At 39.0% G+C, this 21,664-nt stretch carries 18 protein-coding genes and 1 rRNA gene; 12 read left to right on the top strand and 7 right to left on the bottom strand.

Translation table 11 applies throughout. The features are described 5' to 3' along the window. From O970_RS00105 to O970_RS00085, 5 genes are all read right to left on the bottom strand, one after another. Positions 1–438 (bottom strand): 4Fe-4S dicluster domain-containing protein (locus tag O970_RS00105; protein ID WP_024495162.1); only part of this gene is annotated, 438 nt, incomplete at its 3' end. Positions 439–809: 371 nt separating this feature from the next. Further along, positions 810–2,135 (bottom strand): HslU--HslV peptidase ATPase subunit, encoded by a 1,326-nt coding sequence (gene hslU / locus O970_RS00100; protein ID WP_024495161.1) that lies wholly within the window; start codon positions 2,133–2,135, stop codon positions 810–812. 15 nt (positions 2,136–2,150) lie between these two features. Next, a complete protein-coding gene (gene hslV, locus O970_RS00095; RefSeq protein ID WP_024495160.1) occupies positions 2,151–2,678 on the bottom strand; it encodes an ATP-dependent protease subunit HslV in 528 nt (175 codons plus the stop codon). A 449-nt stretch (positions 2,679–3,127) separates the two neighbouring features. Further along, a complete protein-coding gene (gene murQ / locus O970_RS00090; RefSeq protein ID WP_024495159.1) occupies positions 3,128–4,045 on the bottom strand; it encodes an N-acetylmuramic acid 6-phosphate etherase in 918 nt (305 codons plus the stop codon). Continuing rightward, a complete protein-coding gene (locus O970_RS00085; protein ID WP_024495158.1) occupies positions 4,035–5,183 on the bottom strand; it encodes an anhydro-N-acetylmuramic acid kinase in 1,149 nt (382 codons plus the stop codon). The genes murQ and O970_RS00085 overlap by 11 nt, the downstream gene beginning before the upstream one ends. A gap of 307 nt (positions 5,184–5,490) precedes the next feature. Here O970_RS00085 and O970_RS00080 point away from each other — a divergent pair, with 307 nt between their 5' ends. After that, a complete protein-coding gene (locus O970_RS00080; protein WP_024495157.1) occupies positions 5,491–5,886 on the top strand; it encodes a succinate dehydrogenase/fumarate reductase transmembrane subunit in 396 nt (131 codons plus the stop codon). Between the two features lie 8 nt (positions 5,887–5,894). Then, a complete protein-coding gene (locus O970_RS00075; RefSeq protein WP_024495156.1) occupies positions 5,895–6,248 on the top strand; it encodes a succinate dehydrogenase/fumarate reductase transmembrane subunit in 354 nt (117 codons plus the stop codon). Between the two features lie 169 nt (positions 6,249–6,417). On the opposite strand, the gene slyD is transcribed toward O970_RS00075, so the two are convergent. After that, positions 6,418–6,981 carry a peptidylprolyl isomerase gene (gene slyD, locus O970_RS00070; RefSeq protein WP_024495155.1) on the bottom strand — a complete coding sequence of 188 codons (564 nt, stop codon included), beginning with the start codon at positions 6,979–6,981 and terminating at the stop codon, positions 6,418–6,420. A 195-nt stretch (positions 6,982–7,176) separates the two neighbouring features. On the opposite strand from slyD, the gene ubiA reads away from it, so the two are divergent. Continuing rightward, positions 7,177–8,025: a 4-hydroxybenzoate octaprenyltransferase gene (ubiA, locus tag O970_RS00065; RefSeq protein WP_024495154.1), complete on the top strand. Its 849-nt coding sequence runs from the start codon at positions 7,177–7,179 to the stop codon at positions 8,023–8,025. A gap of 45 nt (positions 8,026–8,070) precedes the next feature. On the opposite strand, the gene plsB is transcribed toward ubiA, so the two are convergent. Beyond that, on the bottom strand, positions 8,071–10,497 hold the full coding sequence (gene plsB, locus O970_RS00060; RefSeq protein WP_105291823.1) for a glycerol-3-phosphate 1-O-acyltransferase PlsB: 2,427 nt from the start codon (positions 10,495–10,497) through the stop codon (positions 8,071–8,073). A 315-nt stretch (positions 10,498–10,812) separates the two neighbouring features. Here plsB and rpmB point away from each other — a divergent pair, with 315 nt between their 5' ends. The 9 genes from rpmB to O970_RS00015 all read left to right on the top strand — a co-directional run bounded on the left by rpmB (position 10,813) and on the right by O970_RS00015 (position 21,631). Further along, positions 10,813–11,049: a 50S ribosomal protein L28 gene (gene rpmB, locus O970_RS00055; RefSeq protein ID WP_024495152.1), complete on the top strand. Its 237-nt coding sequence runs from the start codon at positions 10,813–10,815 to the stop codon at positions 11,047–11,049. 11 nt (positions 11,050–11,060) lie between these two features. Then, positions 11,061–11,228 carry a 50S ribosomal protein L33 gene (rpmG, locus tag O970_RS00050; RefSeq protein ID WP_024495151.1) on the top strand — a complete coding sequence of 56 codons (168 nt, stop codon included), beginning with the start codon at positions 11,061–11,063 and terminating at the stop codon, positions 11,226–11,228. Between the two features lie 263 nt (positions 11,229–11,491). Further along, positions 11,492–12,064 carry a YqiA/YcfP family alpha/beta fold hydrolase gene (locus O970_RS00045; protein ID WP_024495150.1) on the top strand — a complete coding sequence of 191 codons (573 nt, stop codon included), beginning with the start codon at positions 11,492–11,494 and terminating at the stop codon, positions 12,062–12,064. Positions 12,065–12,444: 380 nt separating this feature from the next. Beyond that, on the top strand, positions 12,445–14,334 hold the full coding sequence (gene parE / locus O970_RS00040; protein ID WP_024495149.1) for a DNA topoisomerase IV subunit B: 1,890 nt from the start codon (positions 12,445–12,447) through the stop codon (positions 14,332–14,334). A 109-nt stretch (positions 14,335–14,443) separates the two neighbouring features. After that, a complete protein-coding gene (gene parC, locus O970_RS00035) occupies positions 14,444–16,699 on the top strand; it encodes a DNA topoisomerase IV subunit A (RefSeq protein ID WP_024495148.1) in 2,256 nt (751 codons plus the stop codon). A 44-nt stretch (positions 16,700–16,743) separates the two neighbouring features. Next, positions 16,744–17,586 carry a co-chaperone DjlA gene (gene djlA / locus O970_RS00030; RefSeq protein WP_024495147.1) on the top strand — a complete coding sequence of 281 codons (843 nt, stop codon included), beginning with the start codon at positions 16,744–16,746 and terminating at the stop codon, positions 17,584–17,586. 34 nt (positions 17,587–17,620) lie between these two features. Further along, the gene (locus O970_RS00025) at positions 17,621–19,072 is read left to right on the top strand and encodes a TrkH family potassium uptake protein (RefSeq protein ID WP_024495146.1); all 1,452 of its coding nucleotides are present in this window, start codon (positions 17,621–17,623) and stop codon (positions 19,070–19,072) included. Between the two features lie 56 nt (positions 19,073–19,128). After that, a complete protein-coding gene (gene hemG, locus O970_RS00020) occupies positions 19,129–19,677 on the top strand; it encodes a menaquinone-dependent protoporphyrinogen IX dehydrogenase (protein WP_024495145.1) in 549 nt (182 codons plus the stop codon). A 416-nt stretch (positions 19,678–20,093) separates the two neighbouring features. Beyond that, positions 20,094–21,631: ribosomal RNA gene (locus tag O970_RS00015) — 16S ribosomal RNA — on the top strand. Positions 21,632–21,664: the final 33 nt, after the last annotated feature.

Raw genomic sequence — 21,664 nt, 5'->3', positions numbered from 1 at the left:
ACAAGCCGCCACACAAGCTGGACTTGCGCGGCGGTCTTGGCATAAATCACATTTATGTGCCGTGATCATACTGAAGATGGATGGCGTTTGTTCAATGTTAATTACGCTTTGCACTGATTCATCAACCATTCGAATGGCACCGAATGGACAGGCAATAATACACGCTTTACAACCTATACAGCGTGATTTATCCAGATGAACGTGCTCTTGTCTTTGTTCGAGTGCAGTGGTTGGACAGACTTTGGCACACGGGGCATTTTCACATTGGCGACAAGCGGTCGCCGTATAGTTTTTCGCTTGTTTATGAACGGTAATGCGTGGTAAAAAATGTTCACGTAATTCTGGGTGTTTCCCCTGATTTGCCGTTATTACACAGGCCACTTCACAGGCATGACAACCAATACACGTTTTGGGATTGGCCATAACAAACTGAGTCATAAATTCTCCATAGGCATCATGTAGGTTAACCATCAGGAGGGTAACTGCGTGATGAACCATTAATTTTAAGGTATGAAAATACGACCTAACAAAGTGAGGCGCGATCATTTTATTTGATGACGATGGTTCGTTACTATCCGCTGATGGTGATGATTTATTACTTCTACGTCTAACCCAAAGTTAACTAACTATTCTTATTGATTAACAAACATAGGTTAAGGTTTGGCTAATAATAAGCTTACAAATTGTAAGGACTAATGTAAATAAGTTTTTACAAACTTTTATGTAATATATGGAATCACTTTATCAGCAATAGTAAAAAAATAGCGAAGATAATCGAGCGACTATCTTCGCTAGGCGGAAAAGCAGAATTAAAGAATATATTTAGTGAGATCTTCATCAGCAACCAGTTTATCCAAATGATTGCTTACATAAGTTTCATCAATAGTAATGGTTTGTCCACTGATTTCACTCGCCTCAAAGGAGACCTCTTCCATTAAGCGTTCTAAAACCGTGTGCAAACGTCTGGCGCCAATATTTTCGTTTTGTTCATTGACTTGCCATGCCGATTCAGCAATTTTGCGAATACCATCTGGAGTAAAGTTGATATTGACGCCTTCGGTCGCCATTAACGCTTGATATTGTAGTGTGAGCGAAGCATTAGGCTCGGTTAAAATACGCTCAAAATCTTCCACAGATAAGGCGGATAGATTAACACGGATAGGTAGACGACCTTGTAATTCTGGAATTAAATCTGATGGGCTTGCCACCTGAAACGCACCAGACGCAATAAATAAAATATGATCGGTTCGTACTGCGCCATGCTTGGTGGAGACGGTGGTACCTTCAACTAAAGGTAACAAATCGCGTTGTACTCCCTCGCGTGACACATCTGGACCTGAGACGTTACCTCGTTTACAGACTTTATCAATTTCATCGATAAACACGATACCGTTTTGTTCCACGGCATCAATAGCTTGTTGTTTTAAATCTTCTGGGTTGACCAGCTTTGCCGCTTCTTCTTCAATCAGATGTTTATAAGCATCTTTGATTTTCATCTTCTTCGGTTTGCTTTTTTGACCACCTAGATTTTGGAACATCGACTGTAATTGGTTAGTCATCTCTTCCATCCCTGGTGGCGCCATAATTTCGACCCCGATATTCACGTTGGCTACATCAATCTCGATCTCTTTATCATCTAAAGTGCCTTCACGTAATTTTTTTCGAAACGTTTGGCGAGCGGTAGAGTCTTGGTGTTCAACTTGCCCCCAGCCATCTTTTGGTGGTGGCACTAGGGCATCTAAAATACGCTCTTCGGCTAGCTCTTGTGCTCGGTAACGATTTTTTTCCATTGATTCCTGGCGGACCATCTTCACCGCTGAATCGGTTAAGTCACGAATAATAGAATCGACTTCTTTTCCGACATAGCCAACTTCGGTAAATTTAGTCGCTTCTACTTTGATAAACGGTGCGTGAGCCAATTTAGCTAAACGACGCGCAATTTCAGTTTTACCGACACCGGTTGGACCAATCATTAAAATATTTTTTGGTGTCACTTCATGACGTAATGCTTCATCAAGCTGCATACGACGCCAGCGATTACGTAATGCGATGGCAACCGCGCGTTTGGCTTTATCCTGCCCAATAATGTGTTGATTAAGTTCGCTAACAATTTCGCGAGGGGTCATTTCTGACATAATTATTCACTCTAATTAATAAGTTAATTCTTCAATAGATTGATTACCGTTGGTGTAAACACAAATTTCACCTGCAATCGATAATGATTTTTGTACGATTTCTTTGGCTGACATAGTGGTATTTTCGAGTAGAGCCCGTGCTGCTGCTTGCGCATAAGGTCCACCAGAACCGATCGCGATTAAATCATCTTCGGGTTGGATCACATCCCCATTACCTGTAATAATCAATGATGCAGTGTGATCAGCCACGGCTAATAACGCCTCTAGTTTATGTAAAGTACGATCGGTACGCCAATCTTTGGCCATTTCTACCGCTGCTTTTGTTAATTGACCCTGATGTAATTCTAATTTTTGTTCGAAACGTTCAAACAGGGTAATCGCATCTGCTGTGCCCCCAGCAAAACCGGCAATGACTTTACCGTTAAATAAACGACGAACCTTTTTAGCATTACCTTTCATAATAATTCGTTCGCCAAGTGTTACTTGACCATCGCCGCCGATAGCAACTTCACCATTACGGCGTACACTTACAATTGTAGTCACTTACAAAACCTCTTCTTTTACGATAGTTATTGGGTTATATTGGGATGACCAACATAATTTCAACTCAATTTAACAGATTTTTTTATTATTTTGTTGTATAACTAAATGTTTTTTATATATAAATCAGTTAGATAAAGCCATCTGCTACAACAATCAATCACAACCAAGCTAATCTGTGATGGGTTTATTATTATATTAACTATGCGTTTCTATTTTACTAGTAGGTTATTTCTATAGTGAACTTAGTTGAATTGGTTTTGTCGATAATCGTTTAGTTTACGCAAGCGATTAATATTATATTGAATAGTAACGCAATATAATATTAATCTTATCGACTTAAAATAGTATAAACCCACAGTCATAAGTCTATTCAACGCTTATACTAAAACAGATCAATGAGCCATTAAATAAAAAAGCGCAGGGATATTCCTTATGGCACATCAACAATTTTATTGTTGATTGAGGGTTTTATATAAAAATCCGTGCTGTTGGGTTAATAATTTACACGCAGTAGTATAATCCACCCCAGTTAGTTGCATAAGAATGGCTGGTTTTACCTCGTAGTTTGTCTGTTGTAAGACGGCCTCCGCTTCTTCGGCACGACAACTTGTGGCTTGCATAACAATGCGAATCGCACGGGCTATCAGTTTTTTATTCGTTGCTTTGACATCAACCATTAAATTTTGATAAGTTTTACCCATTAAGATCATACTCGCAGTACTGATCATATTTAATATAAGCTTTTGAGCCGTGCCCGATTTTAGGCGTGTAGAACCAGTGAGTACTTCAGCTCCCACGTTAGGTGAAATAGCGATTTGGGCTAATTGGGCCATCGTTGAATCAGGATTACAAGATAGTGCTACTGTGACACAGCCGAGATGTTTAGCATAATTGAGTCCACCGATGACATATGGGGTACGACCGCTGGCCGCTATCCCGATGACTATATCTTTTGCCGTTAAATGGTGTGTTTTGAGATCCTCTTCACCCGCATGTATATTATCTTCTGCGCCTTCAATCGCCGATTGTAGTGCACATGGTCCGCCTGCAATAATGCCTATTACCATTGATGGCGAGACCCCAAACGTTGGCGGGCATTCCGATGCATCTAATACGCCTAAACGGCCACTGGTTCCAGCACCAATATAAATAAGTCGTCCGCCTTGGTTGAAAGCATTGACGACGTGATTGACGGTTTGCGTAATCGCAGGTAAGACTTGGGCAACCGCTGCGGCGACCTGATGATCTTCTTTATTGATGAGTTCAAGAATTTGTCTAGCATCTAATGTATCCAGTTGAATGCTTGCTGGATTGCGCGCTTCTGATATAAGGTGATCGAGCGTATTTAATAAGCGATTATTGGTCATTATACTGTTCCTTATCACTAATAGCGGGGTAAATTGCACCTAGACTCGCTGGGTGATTTGCCCCTGTTACTGAGGGTAGATTAGCGGGTAATCCATATAGGCGTTGATGGGCCAACCAAGCAAAAGCCATGGCTTCAACATAATCAACATCAATACCATAGCAGTCCGTGGTCGCCACGTGCCAATCGGGAAGCTGGGCGATCAGTGTTGACATGATTAATGGATTTTTAGCACCACCGCCACAAACCAGTAACTCACACGATAGCGTGTTGTTAGGCGTAAGGTGCTGTAGTTGCTCAACGATACTATGGACGGTTAAATCAATCAATGTTGCTTGAATATCTTCTGGCGCCATTGTCACCGTTTGTAGTTTATTTTGCAGCCATTGTAAATTAAATAGTTCACGCCCCGTACTTTTAGGATAAGGTTGTTTAAAATAGGGTTCATCCAATAGCTGTGCTAATAAAGCGGGATGACTTTGTCCCTGCTTTGCCCATGTTGCATCATGATCATAATTAAGATGATGGTGGTAATTAATCCAGCTATCTAATAATACATTTGCCGGCCCCGTATCATAACCAATGATAGGCTGTTGTGGGAACAGGACACTAATATTAGCAATACCACCCAGATTTAGAATGACGCGATTATGATCGGAGCTCGCAAACATAGCCTGATGAAATGCTGGCACCAATGGTGCACCTTGTCCCCCTAATGCCATATCTTTACGACGAAAATCAGCTATAGTTGTAATACCTGTTCGAACAGCGATAATATTGGCATCCCCTATTTGTAACGTAAAAGGGTAACAGCCATTGGGGGCATGATAAATGGTCTGTCCATGACAGCCAATAGCGCGAATCTGATCAGACGTAAGGTTAACTTGTTTTAATAGTGATAAGACACAATCTGCATATAGTATACCTAAACGATGATCGACTTCGCCCAATTGGGATAAGGTAACGGTTTGATTCGTACAAATCTGTAATAACTCGGTTTTTAGATCATCTGGTATGGGGTAGCACTGGCTAGCGAGTAATGTCATATTCGGCGGTTGATAATCCGTAATGACGACATCAATCCCATCAAGACTGGTCCCTGACATAATACCGATATAATAGTGTTTATCATTTTGCATTGTATTCGTTTTGAATAAGCCAATATTAAGTTAGCTATTATTCAGTGAATGGTGACGAATCACAAGCTTAATTATTTAGTGTAATACGTCTGTTGACCAGACTATTTACTCGTTGTGATAGATAAGAGTGATTAGGCGGCATTTTATGTAAAGTTAATATAAGGCAAAACAGCTATGATTAATCATAAACCTATCAATAATAGTGTGATAAAACACATACTTTGTTACTCAGTTAATAAACGACGTAATTTGAAATGCTAATGGATTTTGCTTCTAATGAATAAAAAACTACGTTTTGGTACTATGTATGAAAGATTTAAATAATTCGCCGATTGCTGCGACCCAACCTATAGGTAAATTATCCATGTGTAACAGATTATGGTTACATCGTACGGATATCATTCGTGCGACAACCGCCCTATTTATGCTTTGGTTCAGTTTACAACTGATGTATGGCATGGTGTGTATTACTACTGATGAGTTTTATCGCTTTTTCTATTTTTTACGTAAACCTATAGTCATCGCTTTTAATGCAATGACATTGCTGAGTGCTGTATTACATACAATCTATTGCTTTTATCGTATGGCAAAACTAGGGCGATCGATGTTCAATAATAACGTGATGGTAGGCGTCATTATTTTAATGCTGCTACTACTTACCTTAGTGTTGTCTAAGCAATTATTAGCTAGTTTTTCAGTATAGGAGAAATAATGCGTACTAAACCTAAAGTAATTATCGATTTATTATTGGCGTTTTTATATCAACTAGGTGGGGTATGGGCGGCAATTGTGGCGCCTATTGTAGTGATTATTGTTGGCTTTTTACTCCCTTTTGCGGATGCGGCTACCTTGACCCATTTGTTACGTTTATCAACAACCCCACTATTTAAAATATTTATGCTGGCAATGATGGTCTTACCGATTTGGTATGGGCTTCCTATATTATTGCAGACATTGAATACGTTTAATATTTACCCTAAACGAGCTAAATTACTGTTTTATGGTTTGGCCTTTGCTTGGAGTGCTCACGCTGGCTATATCATTTTTATTATGGGAAATAATTAATCATCAATGATTAATTTAAGGATTATATTATTCGGGTAATTAAATAGCGTGGGTGATGTGGTTAAAATGAATAAAATTTTGCTCTATGGTTGTAAAGCCGTATTGATAAAAATAAAAAACCGCCTTTACAGCGGCTTTTTATCATTTGGTCTAGTGACGAATTAGCGGATTAGTGACAACCACAACCACCACCGTTACCACCACAGCAACCAGTTTCTGGTTCCTCATCGTGGTCATGACCACCGCAACCACAACCATCATGGCTATTTGCTCCATGAATATGACCATGAGCAAGTTCTTCTTCAGTGGCTTCGCGTAAGGCAACCACTTCAACATTAAATTTAAGATCTTGACCAGCTAACATATGGTTACCATCAACGGTGACGGTATCACCATCAACCGCCGTAATAACCACTGGAACTGGACCTTGCTCAGTATCGGCTAAAAAGCGCATGCCAACTTCTAGATCTTCAACCCCGACAAACACCTCTTTCGGTACATTTTGGACTAAATTATCATTAAAATCACCATAAGCATCCGCAGAGGCAATTTCAACATCAAATTTATCACCGACCACGTGATCATCAAGTGCTTTTTCCAATCCTGGAATTAAGGCATTGTGTCCGTGTAAATATTCCAACGGTGCAGTTACTGTCGCTTCATCCACTAAGACACCATCCTTAGTACGTACCTGATAAGCCAGGCTGACCACTACATCTTTAGCTATTTTCATTATATCTCCAAAAGTTAGCGAGAAAAGATATGTCGATTTTAGCCGAAAATTATTCGTCTGTATGCTTTTTTGTTAATTATTTTATTTGCTATTTTTGTTAATAACTATTTTGATACTCACCTAACTTGCCTATAATTTTAGTCATAATGACTAAATTGCAATAAGCGATAAAATAAACAAAATAAGTGAGTCAATATGAGACAGAGATTACTACCCTATATACAACTAATGCGCCTTGATCGACCAATAGGGACTTTTTTGCTGCTATGGCCAACTTGGTGGGCTTTATGGCTAACTGGTCAACCTACCTTATATTTAGTGATCATTTTTACATTAGGTGTTTTTGTTATGCGATCGGCTGGATGTGTGATTAATGATTTTGCTGATCGTAAGGTTGATGGCTTGGTGACACGTACTCAAGATCGCCCTTTAGCTAATCGTCGCATTAGCGAAAAACAGGCAAAGCGTCTATTTGTGATATTAATTACATTGGCGTTTTTGTTAGTGTTATGTCTCAATCGGTTAACACTATTATTAGCCTTTTTTGCTTTAGCTTCAGCTATGATTTATCCTTTTATGAAACGTTATACACATTTACCTCAGTTATTTTTAGGTATAGCCTTTAGCTGGGGGATTCCTATGGCTTATGCCTCAGCAATCGGTGAATTTCCTGTAACTTGTTGGCTACTTTGTTTGGTTAATCTATGTTGGACAGTTGCTTATGATACGGAATATGCCATGGTTGATCGTGAAGATGATCTTAAAATTGGTGTTAAATCTACCGCTATTTTATTTGGCGTTTATGATAAGTTGATTATTGGCTTATTACAGATCATAACAATTATTGTTTTATTTATGATTGGTTTGCTTAATCAGTTAGGTCATATTTATATGTTATTACTGGTTATCGCTAGTGGGCTTTTTGTTTATCAACAGTATCTGATCCGAGATCGCGTTCCTGAACGCTGTTTTAGCGCCTTTATGAATAATAATTATGTTGGTTTAATTATTTTTATTGGCATAGTAATAAATGATTATCTTTGATGAAACAATCAACAAAAATAATCATTTATAATACGAAATGGGTAATTAGTTACCAATTTCTAAAATGGTTTGCATAACATCATTTGCAATCAGTGGCTGTAAAATTCCACACATTTCGGCTATTTTGGCTTCTACCTCTGATGGGTTGTCGCTCAGATAACCCTGCTCTTTTAAGGTATTGGTCAAGGTCGCAAACACACCTTTATCGAAAAATTCTGGCGCATTAATACCATAAAGTATGGAGAGGCGTTCGGCAATGCGTCGGCTTTCTTTTTCTAACATTCCGCGACTCATGGTCGGATCTTTATGTAATAGTGAGAAAGCAACTGCATAGCGTTGCAGTGTTTCATCAGCGCTCGCTGCCAGTAGTTTGATGGTTACGGTTTTACCAATGACGGCACTTAAAGTCTGATTTTCTTCTTTAATCAATGACAAGGTGACTAGCTGATCAATTAATTGATTCACATAAGATTCTAATTCTTCTTCTGTGTGGTAAAGGAAAAGTTCAGCCTTTATCATAGGGAAAATCTGGTGAATAAAGGCAATGACTTTATTACGTTCAATCACATTATACCTATCAATAATGCGAGCAATCAGCGACGGAATGATAAATAGATGTTGGATATTATTACGATAATAGGTCATTAATACCGCTTGTTCTTGGGTTAAACTAATCATTTCGCCAACATCATCGACAGTGATGGTAAATTTACCCATTTGGCGAGCATGTTCAAATAAGCGCTCTGCATCTTCGGTAGGGAGAGAGATTTGTTTGTCATAAGGAACAGCACGTAATAATGCTAAGGTGTAGTTCATCTGTTCCAATAATACCTTTTTCGTCAAGGCATGATGATAGGAATCTAATAAAATAGTACTACATAAATTCATTGCATTAACGACCGCAGATCGATTTATTTTTTGCATTAACTCGGTTGCAAGCACGTTCGTCGTTGGTGTTAACCAATTCGGTCTTTGTGGTTCGGTTGCATTGATTGAATCTCGCCATTCAGGTACCTGATGACTGAGAAATTGATTCAGTTGGATCGGCTCACCAAAATTAACATAACCGTAACCTAACTTTTTAAGCTTACAAAAGGCTTTTAGGGTTTGCCATAAACTTTCTTGTTTTTTTGCCGCCCCACGTAATTCGTTCGCATAGGTGGCTACTTCTAGTACATGCTCATAACCAATATAAACTGGGACGATAGTTATTGGTCTAGGATCGCCGCGTAGTAATGTTTGAATTGTCATCATTAACATGCCGGTTTTGGGATTTAATAATCGACCAGTACGAGAACGTCCACCCTCAATAAAATACTCAACCGAATAACCCCGAATAAAGAGCTCCGCTAAATATTCCCGAAATACTGCGGTATAAAGTTTATTGCCTCTAAATGAGCGGCGTATAAAAAATGCGCCTAGTCGACGAAAAATAGGTCCTGCTGGCCAAAAGTTAAGATTAATTCCGGCTGCGATATGTGGTGGCACTAAACCTTGACGGTAAAGGACATAGGAGAGCAGTAAATAATCCATATGACTACGATGACAAGGCGCATAGACAATTTCATGCCCTTTTTGCGCCAATTCACGGATAGGATCGGCATTACGTATTTGTAATCCTTGATAGAGCCGATTCCAAGCCCAAGTGAGTACCCAATCAGTCACTCTTAGCATTGAGTAAGTGAAATTAGCCGCAATTTCATTGAGCATCTCCAGCGCATTGTTTTGGGCTTTTTCAAGGGAAATATCTTTACTTTTTGCTTCTTCAGTAATGGCCTCTGATAGGGCTTGCGATTTCAATAATTTTTTTAACATTGCTGAACGATTAGGTAGTTTTGGACCTACTGCCGCTGTACGCAATTTTGCAAAGTGAATACGAGCCACACGCGCCATTTTATGGGCTAAAACTTGAATATTTTGTTCATCATTGATTATGCTTCTAAACGGTAAAATATGGGAAAATTGCGTATAACAATTACCGCCAGAAAATACCATTCTAACCAATTTATGTGCACAGCCTAATACTTGTAGCGATAATTTCTTTTTGCCTTCTTTATCAGGTTTACGGTGAAACATCACAGAAACAGGCAACATCTGAATATTGAGCGAGTGATGTTTTTGATGAGCGATGAAATAATCGCTTAATATAGTTTGAGTATAGCGTTCTTGCCTTGCTGAGGCAAAAATACCTGGACCTTTATCAATAAAAACGAAAGCGGGGTAAGTATGATTATCGATAGTAATACCCTTTAAAGGATCAGGTAAATTAAATTTTTTTGTTAATTGTCGTAATACCATTAAATCGATTTTCGAATTATAAGGTAACACATATAAAATAGGTTGGCTCAAATCAATATTTAATTCCGCAATAGGATCAGTAGGTATTGCTTTACTTTTTACAAAAATTCTTACTGGTATATTGATTAAATGATAGTAGGTCTTGGTCCACCAAGACATTGACCACTGTAACATAGTTAAAAGGTCCCATTTTAAATAAGAAGTATTATACTAACAAATAGTCAAAAATAAATCTGTATTCAGGTTATATAATTGATAGATGACTATGAGTAATTTTTAAAAAATAGTCAATACCACTTGAGAAACTTTGTATAACAGCGTATACTGCGCTACCTTTATAGGGTGTAGTGTGAGAGGTTATTCTAGATTGGTTCTGTGAGATCTTCTCAGCAAAAGCCTAACAGAAATAACTTAAAGCCTGACGAGGTTAATGTTCCATTAACATATTACGCCCAAGGCTTAAGCATAAATATTTGGAGAATTATTGACATGTCACGAGTATGCCAGGTAACAGGCAAACGTCCATTAGTTGGTAACAATCGTTCACACGCGATGAATGCAACTAAACGTCGTTTCCTACCAAATCTTCAAACTCACCGTTTTTGGGTTGAGAGTGAAAAACGTTTTGTAAAATTACGTGTATCAGCTAAAGGTATGCGTACTATCGATAAAAAGGGTATTGATGCAGTATTAGCTGATCTTCGTGCCCGTGGTGAAAAATTCTAAGGAACTAAGTCATGGCTAAAGGTATACGTGAAAAAATTCGTTTAGTTTCTTCAGCTGGTACAGGTCATTTTTATACCACTAGCAAAAATAAAAGAACGATGCCTGAAAAAATGGAAATCAAAAAATACGATCCAGTGGTTCGTCAGCACGTTATTTATAAAGAAGCTAAAATCAAATAATTTGTTTTGATTTAAGAAAAACCCAGTTATTTAGCTGGGTTTTTTTTATGTCTATATCTAAATAATCGATATACGATCTCAGTGATACTATAAGTGTGTTATCAATCATCGATTGCACAAAACAGCATGTATCTAATAATGGTTTTAACCTAATCAACCTTATTATGATTTCCTATATAGGGGAGATTGATTGCGTTCATTTGACTTTTTATAAAATCTAAGTGGCATGTGATCAATCAGCGTTATTTTATGGAAGGTCTCTAATGTCAACGTTACTCTATTTACATGGTTTTAATAGCTCACCTGAATCACATAAAGCTTGTCAATTACAACGATGGATAACGGCTTATCGTCCAGACGTTAATTTGCTCATCCCTCAATTGCCTTATTATCCAAGTCAAGTGATTACCCGACTAGATCCAATCTTTGCAGAACATCATCAGCAGAAGATAGGTATCATTGGTGCTTCTTTAGGTGGATTTTATGCAACTTGGTTTTCACAGTATTATAGTGTGCCTGCGGTAGTCATAAATCCTTTAGTAAAACCCGCTGATTATTTAAAACCGCATTTAGGGCGAGAATATAGAATGCGAAGTGGTGAAGTGATTCAGTTAAATCATCAGCATTTGATGGAGTTTGCTACGTATCAACTACCTAATTTAGTCTCACCTAATTTACTGTGGCTGTTAGCACAGCAAGGCGATGAGGTGCTGCCATATCAACTTGCTACAACTTATTATATGGGATGTCGTCAAACTATTGAACCGCAAGGTAGCCATAGTTTCATTGGATTTGTTAAACATCTACCAGAAATCATAAAATTTTTATCTTTATAATTATTAAAGATGATAATGATAGTAAGCCATGATATTTACCCATTAACACAAGTATCTATAAGATGATTTTAATTAATGCAATGATGCTAATTACCATGAACAACCAGCAAATAGAACGTAATTTTATACATAAAAGACTTGCGGTGAATCACAAATCTGAGTACATTTATCTGTTTATTTATACAGATATGATAATGATAGTTTAAGACAATATAAATGGCGATAAGTTGAATCTAAGTGGTATAAATAAAATAAGATAAATGTAGATTCTGGCGCTTTCTCTATTGTTGCTTTTTAGACATATCTATTCGATATACGTTTTTGTTATTTTCCAATTTTGGGCTGTATAACAACCATAACCATTAAAAGATAAGTAATTTATGACACAATCAAGTTATAACGCAACGGACATTGAAATATTAAATGGACTTGAACCCGTTCGTCGACGTCCTGGTATGTACACTGATACCAGTAGACCCAATCATTTAGGACAAGAAGTTATCGATAATAGTGTGGATGAAGCATTAGCGGGTCATGCTAAACATATCCAAGTGACCCTATATGAAGATCAGTCGTTAGAAGTTATCGATGATGGTCGTGGTATGCCGGTGGATATTCACCCAGTAGAAGGCGTCCCCGCTATTGAGCTATTACTTTGTCGTCTACACGCCGGTGGTAAATTTTCTAATAAAAATTATCAATTTTCAGGGGGGCTACATGGTGTAGGTATCTCTGTTGTTAATGCATTATCAAAACGCGTTGAAGTCACGGTTAATCGTAATGGTCAGATACATCAAATCGCGTTTGAACACGGCGATAAGGTCGAAGATTTACATGTAACTGGCACGTGTGGACGACGTAATACAGGGACTCGGGTTCGTTTCTGGCCAGATGCTAGATTCTTTGATTCTGCTAAATTCTCGGTTACACGTTTAAGCTATTTATTAAAAGCTAAAGCGGTACTGTGTCCTGGCGTTGAAATTAAATTTAATGATCGGGTAAACAAAACCCAAACGCGTTGGTACTATGAAGACGGGTTGACAGATTATTTAATGGAATCGGTAAAGGGCTATACATTATTACCAGAAACCCCTTTTGTCGGCAGTTATTCCGGTGAAAATGAAGCCGTTGATTGGGCCTTGCTTTGGTTACCAGAAGGGGGTGAATTATTGACAGAAAGTTACGTTAATTTGATTCCAACCATACAAGGGGGAACACATGTCAATGGTTTACGCCAAGGATTGATTGATGCTATGCGTGAATTTTGCGAATTTCGTCATCTATTGCCACGCGGGATCAAATTAACCGCTGAGGACATTTGGGAACATTGTTCTTATGTACTGTCATTAAAAATGCAAGAACCCCAATTTGCTGGTCAGACCAAAGAAAGGTTATCATCACGACAATCTGCCGCATTTGTTGCCGGTATTGTCAAAGACGCGTTTAGTTTATGGTTGAACCAGCATGTACAAATAGCGGAAATGCTCGCTGAGTTAGTCATTAATAGCGCACAAAAAAGATTGCGAGCCGCCAAAAAAGTGGTCCGCAAAAAATTAACCAGTGGTCCTGCATTGCCTGGTAAGTTAGCTGATTGCTCATCACAAGATTTACTGCGTACGGAATTATTTTTAGTCGAAGGTGATTCTGCTGGCGGTTCGGCTAAACAAGCTCGCGACCGTGAATTTCAAGCCATCATGCCATTAAAAGGAAAAATACTTAATACGTGGGAAGTCTCATCTGATGAAGTATTGGGATCGCAAGAGATTCATGATATTTCTGTTGCTATTGGCATTGATCCTGATAGTCATGATTTATCAGCATTACGTTATGGCAAAATCTGTATTTTGGCTGATGCTGATTCTGATGGATTGCATATTGCGACGTTACTTTGTGCGTTGTTTGTCCGCCATTTCCGTCAAGTTGTTGAACAAGGGCATGTTTATGTCGCTATGCCACCATTGTATCGTATTGACTTAGGGAAAGAGGTCTATTATGCACTGGATGAAGAAGAAAAAATGGGGATTTTAGATCAACTCAAACGTAAAAAAGGTAAGCCAAATGTTCAGCGGTTTAAAGGATTAGGAGAGATGAATCCCATGCAGCTACGCGAAACAACCATGGATCCGAATACACGCCGTTTAGTACAGTTAACGTTAGCCGATGAGGCACAGACCATACGCTTAATGGATATGCTGTTAGCCAAAAAACGATCAGAAGATAGACGAGAATGGTTACAAGAAAAAGGTGATCAAGTCGCGTTAGATGTCTAACTATCCGATTACGATGTAACGGCACAAGTAGAGTAAAATAAAGAAAATATATTCATAATAAAATTAACTGAGTGGGTTGATTTTATTATTACAAATGAAGAGGTTTTTAATGAGTGAGATAACTCATGATGGTGTAGAGAAAGTCGCGTTACATACATTTACAGAAAATGCTTATTTAAACTACTCCATGTATGTCATTATGGACAGAGCGTTGCCATTTATAGGAGATGGATTAAAACCGGTACAAAGACGCATTGTTTATGCCATGTCAGAGCTCGGACTTAATGCTCAAGCGAAATTTAAAAAATCCGCACGTACGGTTGGAGATGTTTTGGGTAAGTACCATCCACACGGTGATAGTGCTTGTTATGAGGCTATGGTATTAATGGCGCAACCGTTTTCTTATCGTTATCCTTTAGTCGACGGTCAAGGTAACTGGGGGGCACCCGATGATCCTAAATCATTTGCTGCTATGCGCTATACTGAGTCTAGGCTATCAATATATTCAGAATTACTGCTTAGTGAATTAGGCCAAGGCACAGTCGATTTTACGTTAAATTTTGATGGTACCTTACAAGAACCGAAGATGTTACCTGCGCGCTTGCCTAATATTTTACTTAATGGTACCACTGGTATTGCAGTTGGGATGGCGACCGATATTCCACCTCATAACCTTAGTGAAGTAGCGGCTGCCGCAGTCATGTTACTAGATAATCCAAACGCTGATTTAGACGCTGTGATGCAGCATATCAAAGGACCGGATTATCCAACCGCGGCAGAAATTGTTACCTCTCCAGCAGATATAGCTAAGATGTATCAAACAGGGCGCGGCTCGATTCGTCTACGTGCAGTATGGAAAAAAGAAGACAACGAAATCATCATAACGGATTTACCTCATCAAACATCGGGTGCAAAAGTACTAGAACAAATTGCTGCGCAAATGCGAGCCAAGAAATTACCAATGATTGATGATTTACGGGATGAATCAGATCATGAAAATCCGACCCGTTTAGTGCTGATCCCTAGATCGAATCGTGTTGACGCAGAACAAGTGATGTCTCACTTATTTGCCACTACTGACTTAGAAAAAAGTTATCGTGTAAACATGAATATGATTGGTTTAGATAATAAACCGAAAGTAAAAGGATTATTGACGATTTTATCTGAATGGCTTGCTTTTCGCCGCCAAACTGTCACTCGTCGTCTATCTTATCGTTTAGATAAAGTATTAAAACGATTGCATATCTTGGATGGCTTATTAATCGCCTTTTTAAATATTGATACTATCATTGACATTATTCGAGATGAAGAACAACCGAAAATTGAATTAATCCATCGTTTCAATTTAAGTGAAATTCAAGCTGAAGCAATTTTAGAATTAAAATTACGTCATTTAGCTAAACTTGAAGCGTTTAAAATTCAACAAGAACAATCCAACTTAGCTAAAGAACGTCAGCAATTAGAGGCGATTTTACATTCACCAAAGCGAATGACAACGCTAATTAAAAAAGAGTTACTGGCCGATGCAGAAAAATATAGCGATGAAAGACGTTCACCTATTATTCAACGTGCTGAGGCAAAAGCAATCAGCGAACAAGCACTTATTCCATCTGAACCGATAACAGTGGTGCTGTCCGAAATGGGATGGGTGCGTTGTGCTAAAGGTCATGATATTGATCCAACAACCTTAAATTATAAAGCGGGTGATAATTTTAAAGTGGGCGCAAAGGGTAAAAGTAATCAACCTGCCATTTTTCTTGATTCAACAGGGCGTAGTTATGCTATTGAGCCGACGACGTTACCTTCAGCACGCGGGCAGGGTGAGCCGATCACCGGTAAATTATCTTTGCCAGCAGGCGCCCAAGTTGAACAAGTGCTGATGGCTGATGATGAACAACGATTATTAATGGCAAGTGATGCTGGTTATGGTTTTATTTGCCAAGTTAGTGATTTAATGGCGCGTAATCGTAATGGTAAATCGGTTATTAATTTGTCTAAAAACGCTAAATTAATGGCTCCTTTAATTATCCAATCCGATGAACAACGAGTCCTATCAATTACAGCAACAGGTAGAATGCTTATCTTCCCTGTCAGTGAATTACCGGTATTATCAAAAGGTAAGGGGAATAAAATTATTGCCATCAAAAGTGCTCAAGCTGCTAATCATGAAGATTATATTATTCATTTACGGTTGATATCACCTACGGCGACGGTTACCTTATTGGTTGGGAAACGTAAGCAACGATTTACTCCAACTGATTTAGAAAAATTTATGGCAGAGCGAGGACAACGTGGTACATTATTACCGCGAGGTATTCAACGTGTCGAACGAATCGAAGTAGATGAAAATAAGATATCTTCGTAAAATAAAGTAAAAATTAACGAGTTGTAATTGAGGTTAAAAAGTTTATGAGTCGTCTTTGGGCTTTTGTCTGTGGCGTTATTTTTATGTTCGTCTTCAAAATGGGATTTCTAGGATTTGTACTAGGTCTTTTTGTTGGAACATTACTATATAAATGGTTTGATAAGGTAGCACCACTAGGCGGCGATCTTGATCCTAGGCTTTATTTAGCAACTACTTTTGAAGTCCTAGGGCATTTAAGTAAAGCAAAAGGTAATGTAACTAAGAATGATATTAGAATGGCCACCCAGTTTATGGATAATCTACGTTTAACGGGTGATGCGCGTATTTTAGCTCAGCAGTCATTTAATTTAGGTAAACAGAAAGATTATCCATTACGCCAACGTTTAAAACTCTTTTATCAACATTATCATAATCAACGGCGACTACTTAATGTATTTTGTGAACAGCTGATTCAAGTGGCATTAAATGATGGGCACTTACATCCATCTGAAGAAGAAATTTTATATATTGTGGCCGAAGAGCTGAATATTTCACGAGCAAGAATGGCTATGTATATTCAGATGATGATGGCCAGCCATCAATTCCAACAGCGGGGAAATGGTTATTATCAACAAAGCCATCAACAGCAATATCAACAACATGGTCATTATGGCAACCCTTACACTAAAGGGCCAAATATCGATGATGCTTATCGCGTTCTAGGCGTTGACGCGTCAGCCGATATCACAACGATTAAACGCGCGTATCGTAAACGGATGAATGAGCACCATCCAGATAAATTGGTCTCTAAAGGATTACCAAAAGAGATGCTTGAGATGGCAAAACAACGTGCACAGGAGATTCAAGCAGCCTATGATCTTATTAAAGCACACCGTGGTTTCAAATAAATATAATAATCATAAGGATATGATGAGTTAAACTATGCATTTTCGTTCAATCATTCGGATTGTTGGTATGCTAATGACATTATTGTCTGTGTTTATGTTAATACCAGCAATTGTTGCTTTAATTTATCGTGATGGTGGCGGCGCTATTTTTGTCCGTTCATTTTTTGCCTCACTGATTTTAGGTTGTTTACTATGGTTGCCTAATCGTCAATATCGAAATGAATTAAATACCCGAGAAGGTTTTTTAATTGTGGTATTATTCTGGATGGTTTTAGGTACAATCGGTGCTTTTCCATTTATTTTTGATAGTCATATTAAACTCGATCTGACCACGGCTTTTTTTGAATCGTTCTCTGGCTTAACGACAACAGGTGCCACAACCATTGTGGGCGTTGATAACTTACCTAAAGCATTATTATTTTATCGCCAATTATTACAATGGCTTGGTGGGATGGGGATTATTGTTTTAGCCGTGGCCATTCTCCCATTATTAGGTGTTGGGGGGATGCAACTTTATCGTGCTGAAATACCAGGACCACAAAAAGATACTAAGATGCAACCACGAATTGCTCAAACTGCCAAAATGTTGTGGTTTATCTACATCTTACTAACGGTATTATGCTCACTCTGTTTGTGGCTTGCAGGAATGAATGCCTTTGATGCTGTATCACATAGTTTCTCAACGATTTCTATGGGGGGGATATCAACCCATGATAACAGTCTCGCTTACTTTGATAGTCCTAAAATTAATTATATTGTCACTTTCTTTATGATTCTATCTGGGTGTAATTTTGGTTTACACTTTATCGCTTTTCGTGGTCCCTTAATCAAAACCTATTGGCGAGATCAAGAATTTAGGGTATTTATTGGTATTTTATTCTTCTTAATTATTATATGTTCATTAACTATTTATCTAAGTGGTGAAAAATACCAACATATCCGTTTTGACAAGATTGTATTACAAGTCGTTTCAACAGCAACAACTACAGGCTTTATGGTAACGGATATCAATTTTTGGCCACCAGTCTTACCGGTAATATTACTATGTGCCTCATTTATTGGTGGATGTGCTGGTTCGACAGGAGGAGGATTAAAAGTTGTACGAATGTTATTACTTTTTTTGCAAGGCAATCGGGAATTAAAACGCTTAATCCATCCAAATGCAATCTACAGTTTAAAATTAAATAACAAAGTATTACCAGAAAGAATAATTGAATCAGTATGGGGTTTCTTCTCTGCTTATGCTTTTGTCTTTTTCGCCAGTTTCTTTATTATAATGGCTGTAAATAACATTGAATCGATGGAAGCATTTTATATTGTGGCTTCTTCCCTTAACAATTTAGGTATTGGATTAGGGGGCGTCAATGATAGTTTTACTGAATTAAGTCATGTGACGAAATGGGTCATGGTGATTGACATGCTATTTGGACGTTTAGAAATTTTCACCTTATTAGTTTTATTTATGCCCGCATTTTGGCGTAGCTAAATAAAGTCATCAACATCTATTTAAAACGATGACAATATTATTATTCGAGAGGAAAGATGAAAGTCTTATTGCTATATACAAGTCGTGAAGGGCAAACTGCAAAAATTATGCAGCATATCAAAGCAGTGCTTGAAAAACAGTACCAATGTGACTGTATGAAGCTTGAACCTCACACTATGATTGATCTTAATGCTTACCAGGCAGTCATTATTGGAACATCTATACGTTATGGTTATTATCCTCAGTTAGTAAAAACATTTATTCAAAATCATGCAAAGCAGCTAAATACTATGTATAGTGCTTTTTTTGGCGTTAACCTAGTAGCTCGTAAAGCAAATAAAAATACACCACAAACTAATTTATATACGCGTAAGTTTTTAAACAGTATTGATTGGCAACCAAAACTAACTGCTGTATTTGCTGGTGCACTATATTATCCACGTTACAATTTATTTGATCGCTACATGATTCGTTTTATTATGTGGTTAGGTAAAGGTGAAACGGATACAAGTAAGCCTATGATAGAATATACAGACTGGAATCGAGTCAATAGTTATGCCGAGCAATTTATACAATTCATGACAAATAACAGTAATAAAAAATAACTAAAAATCATTGTTTTTAACTAATTGATTTTATTTAATTTATTTTTCTCTGGAATTTTGTCTGATTAAATAAGAATCGGTTGAGTGCTAATTTTGAAAATAAAGCTTGCGAAATAAATTAGAGTGCCTATAATGCACCTCCATTGAACGACAACGAGACGAAAGTTGAGAAGTTGGAAGTTAAAAAGTTGAGGAATTTGAAAAAAGTTCTTGACTAATGAAAAAGGAAAGCGTAACATACGCAGCCCTTGAGACAGCAAAGCTGTCAGCTCTTTAAAAAATAGAACAGACAATCTGTGTGGGCACTTGCAGGACGAAAGAATTAAAGTCTAAGGACTTAAAAGAATCAAGTCTTGATAAGTGACACTGAAGATTCATTTGAATATGTCAGAAACAGTTATTGAGCATCAAACTTTAAATTGAAGAGTTTGATCATGGCTCAGATTGAACGCTGGCGGCAGGCTTAACACATGCAAGTCGAACGGTAACATGAGTGCTTGCACTTGATGACGAGTGGCGGACGGGTGAGTAAAGTATGGGGATCTGCCGAATGGAAGGGGACAACAGTTGGAAACGACTGCTAATACCGTATAATGTCGCGAGACCAAAGCATGGGACTTTCGGGCCATGCGCCATTTGATGAACCCATATGGGATTAGCTAGTAGGTGGGGTAAAGGCTCACCTAGGCGACGATCTCTAGCTGGTCTGAGAGGATGGCCAGCCACACTGGAACTGAGACACGGTCCAGACTCCTACGGGAGGCAGCAGTGGGGAATATTGCACAATGGGGGGAACCCTGATGCAGCCATGCCGCGTGTATGAAGAAGGCCTTCGGGTTGTAAAGTACTTTCGGTGATGAGGAAGGTGATGTATCTAATAGGTACATCAATTGACGTTAATTACAGAAGAAGCACCGGCTAACTCCGTGCCAGCAGCCGCGGTAATACGGAGGGTGCGAGCGTTAATCGGAATGACTGGGCGTAAAGGGCATGTAGGCGGATGATTAAGTTAGGTGTGAAAGCCCCGGGCTCAACCTGGGAATTGCATTTAAAACTGGTCGTCTGGAGTATTGTAGAGGAAGGTAGAATTCCACGTGTAGCGGTGAAATGCGTAGAGATGTGGAGGAATACCGGTGGCGAAGGCGGCCTTCTGGACAGATACTGACGCTGAGATGCGAAAGCGTGGGGAGCAAACAGGATTAGATACCCTGGTAGTCCACGCTGTAAACGATGTCGATTTGGAATTTGCGGTCTTGAGCTGTGGGTTCCGGAGCTAACGCGTTAAATCGACCGCCTGGGGAGTACGGCCGCAAGGTTAAAACTCAAATGAATTGACGGGGGCCCGCACAAGCGGTGGAGCATGTGGTTTAATTCGATGCAACGCGAAGAACCTTACCTGGTCTTGACATCCACAGAATCTTGCAGAGATGCGAGAGTGCCTTCGGGAACTGTGAGACAGGTGCTGCATGGCTGTCGTCAGCTCGTGTTGTGAAATGTTGGGTTAAGTCCCGCAACGAGCGCAACCCTTATCCTTTGTTGCCAGCGGTCAGGCCGGGAACTCAAAGGAGACTGCCATTGATAAAGTGGAGGAAGGCAGGGACGACGTCAAGTCATCATGGCCCTTACGACCAGGGCTACACACGTGCTACAATGGCGTATACAAAGAGAAGCGAGCCAGCGATGGTGAGCGGACCTCATAAAGTACGTCTAAGTCCGGATTGGAGTCTGCAACTCGACTCCATGAAGTCGGAATCGCTAGTAATCGTAGATCAGAATGCTACGGTGAATACGTTCCCGGGCCTTGTACACACCGCCCGTCACACCATGGGAGTGGGTTGCACCAGAAGTAGATAGCTTAACCGCGAGGGGGGCGTTTACCACGGTGTGATTCATGACTGGGGTGAAGTCGTAACAAGGTAACCGTAGGGGAACCTGCGGTTGGATCACCTCCTTACGAAGAGCCTGCAAGTGTTCACACAGATTGTTT

It is taken from the genome of Candidatus Schmidhempelia bombi str. Bimp (assembly GCF_000471645.3).
GTDB classification, from domain to species: domain Bacteria; phylum Pseudomonadota; class Gammaproteobacteria; order Enterobacterales; family Orbaceae; genus Utexia; species Utexia bombi.
Note: the sequence above shows the minus strand (reverse complement) of the source record. Positions and strands in the feature narration are given on the sequence as shown.

What these genes read in the sequence shown, in the direction of transcription:
- hslU (WP_024495161.1), bottom strand. Translation starts at nt 2,135, where the DNA reads ATGTCAGAAATGACCCCTCGCGAAATTGTTAGCGAACTTAATCAACAC.
- murQ (WP_024495159.1), bottom strand. Translation starts at nt 4,045, where the DNA reads ATGACCAATAATCGCTTATTAAATACGCTCGATCACCTTATATCAGAA.
- O970_RS00085 (WP_024495158.1), bottom strand. Translation starts at nt 5,183, where the DNA reads ATGCAAAATGATAAACACTATTATATCGGTATTATGTCAGGGACCAGT.
- O970_RS00080 (WP_024495157.1), top strand. Translation starts at nt 5,491, where the DNA reads ATGAAAGATTTAAATAATTCGCCGATTGCTGCGACCCAACCTATAGGT.
- O970_RS00075 (WP_024495156.1), top strand. Translation starts at nt 5,895, where the DNA reads ATGCGTACTAAACCTAAAGTAATTATCGATTTATTATTGGCGTTTTTA.
- slyD (WP_024495155.1), bottom strand. Translation starts at nt 6,981, where the DNA reads ATGAAAATAGCTAAAGATGTAGTGGTCAGCCTGGCTTATCAGGTACGT.
- ubiA (WP_024495154.1), top strand. Translation starts at nt 7,177, where the DNA reads ATGAGACAGAGATTACTACCCTATATACAACTAATGCGCCTTGATCGA.
- plsB (WP_105291823.1), bottom strand. Translation starts at nt 10,497, where the DNA reads ATGTTACAGTGGTCAATGTCTTGGTGGACCAAGACCTACTATCATTTA.
- rpmB (WP_024495152.1), top strand. Translation starts at nt 10,813, where the DNA reads ATGTCACGAGTATGCCAGGTAACAGGCAAACGTCCATTAGTTGGTAAC.
- rpmG (WP_024495151.1), top strand. Translation starts at nt 11,061, where the DNA reads ATGGCTAAAGGTATACGTGAAAAAATTCGTTTAGTTTCTTCAGCTGGT.
- O970_RS00045 (WP_024495150.1), top strand. Translation starts at nt 11,492, where the DNA reads ATGTCAACGTTACTCTATTTACATGGTTTTAATAGCTCACCTGAATCA.
- parE (WP_024495149.1), top strand. Translation starts at nt 12,445, where the DNA reads ATGACACAATCAAGTTATAACGCAACGGACATTGAAATATTAAATGGA.
- parC (WP_024495148.1), top strand. Translation starts at nt 14,444, where the DNA reads ATGAGTGAGATAACTCATGATGGTGTAGAGAAAGTCGCGTTACATACA.
- djlA (WP_024495147.1), top strand. Translation starts at nt 16,744, where the DNA reads ATGAGTCGTCTTTGGGCTTTTGTCTGTGGCGTTATTTTTATGTTCGTC.
- O970_RS00025 (WP_024495146.1), top strand. Translation starts at nt 17,621, where the DNA reads ATGCATTTTCGTTCAATCATTCGGATTGTTGGTATGCTAATGACATTA.
- hemG (WP_024495145.1), top strand. Translation starts at nt 19,129, where the DNA reads ATGAAAGTCTTATTGCTATATACAAGTCGTGAAGGGCAAACTGCAAAA.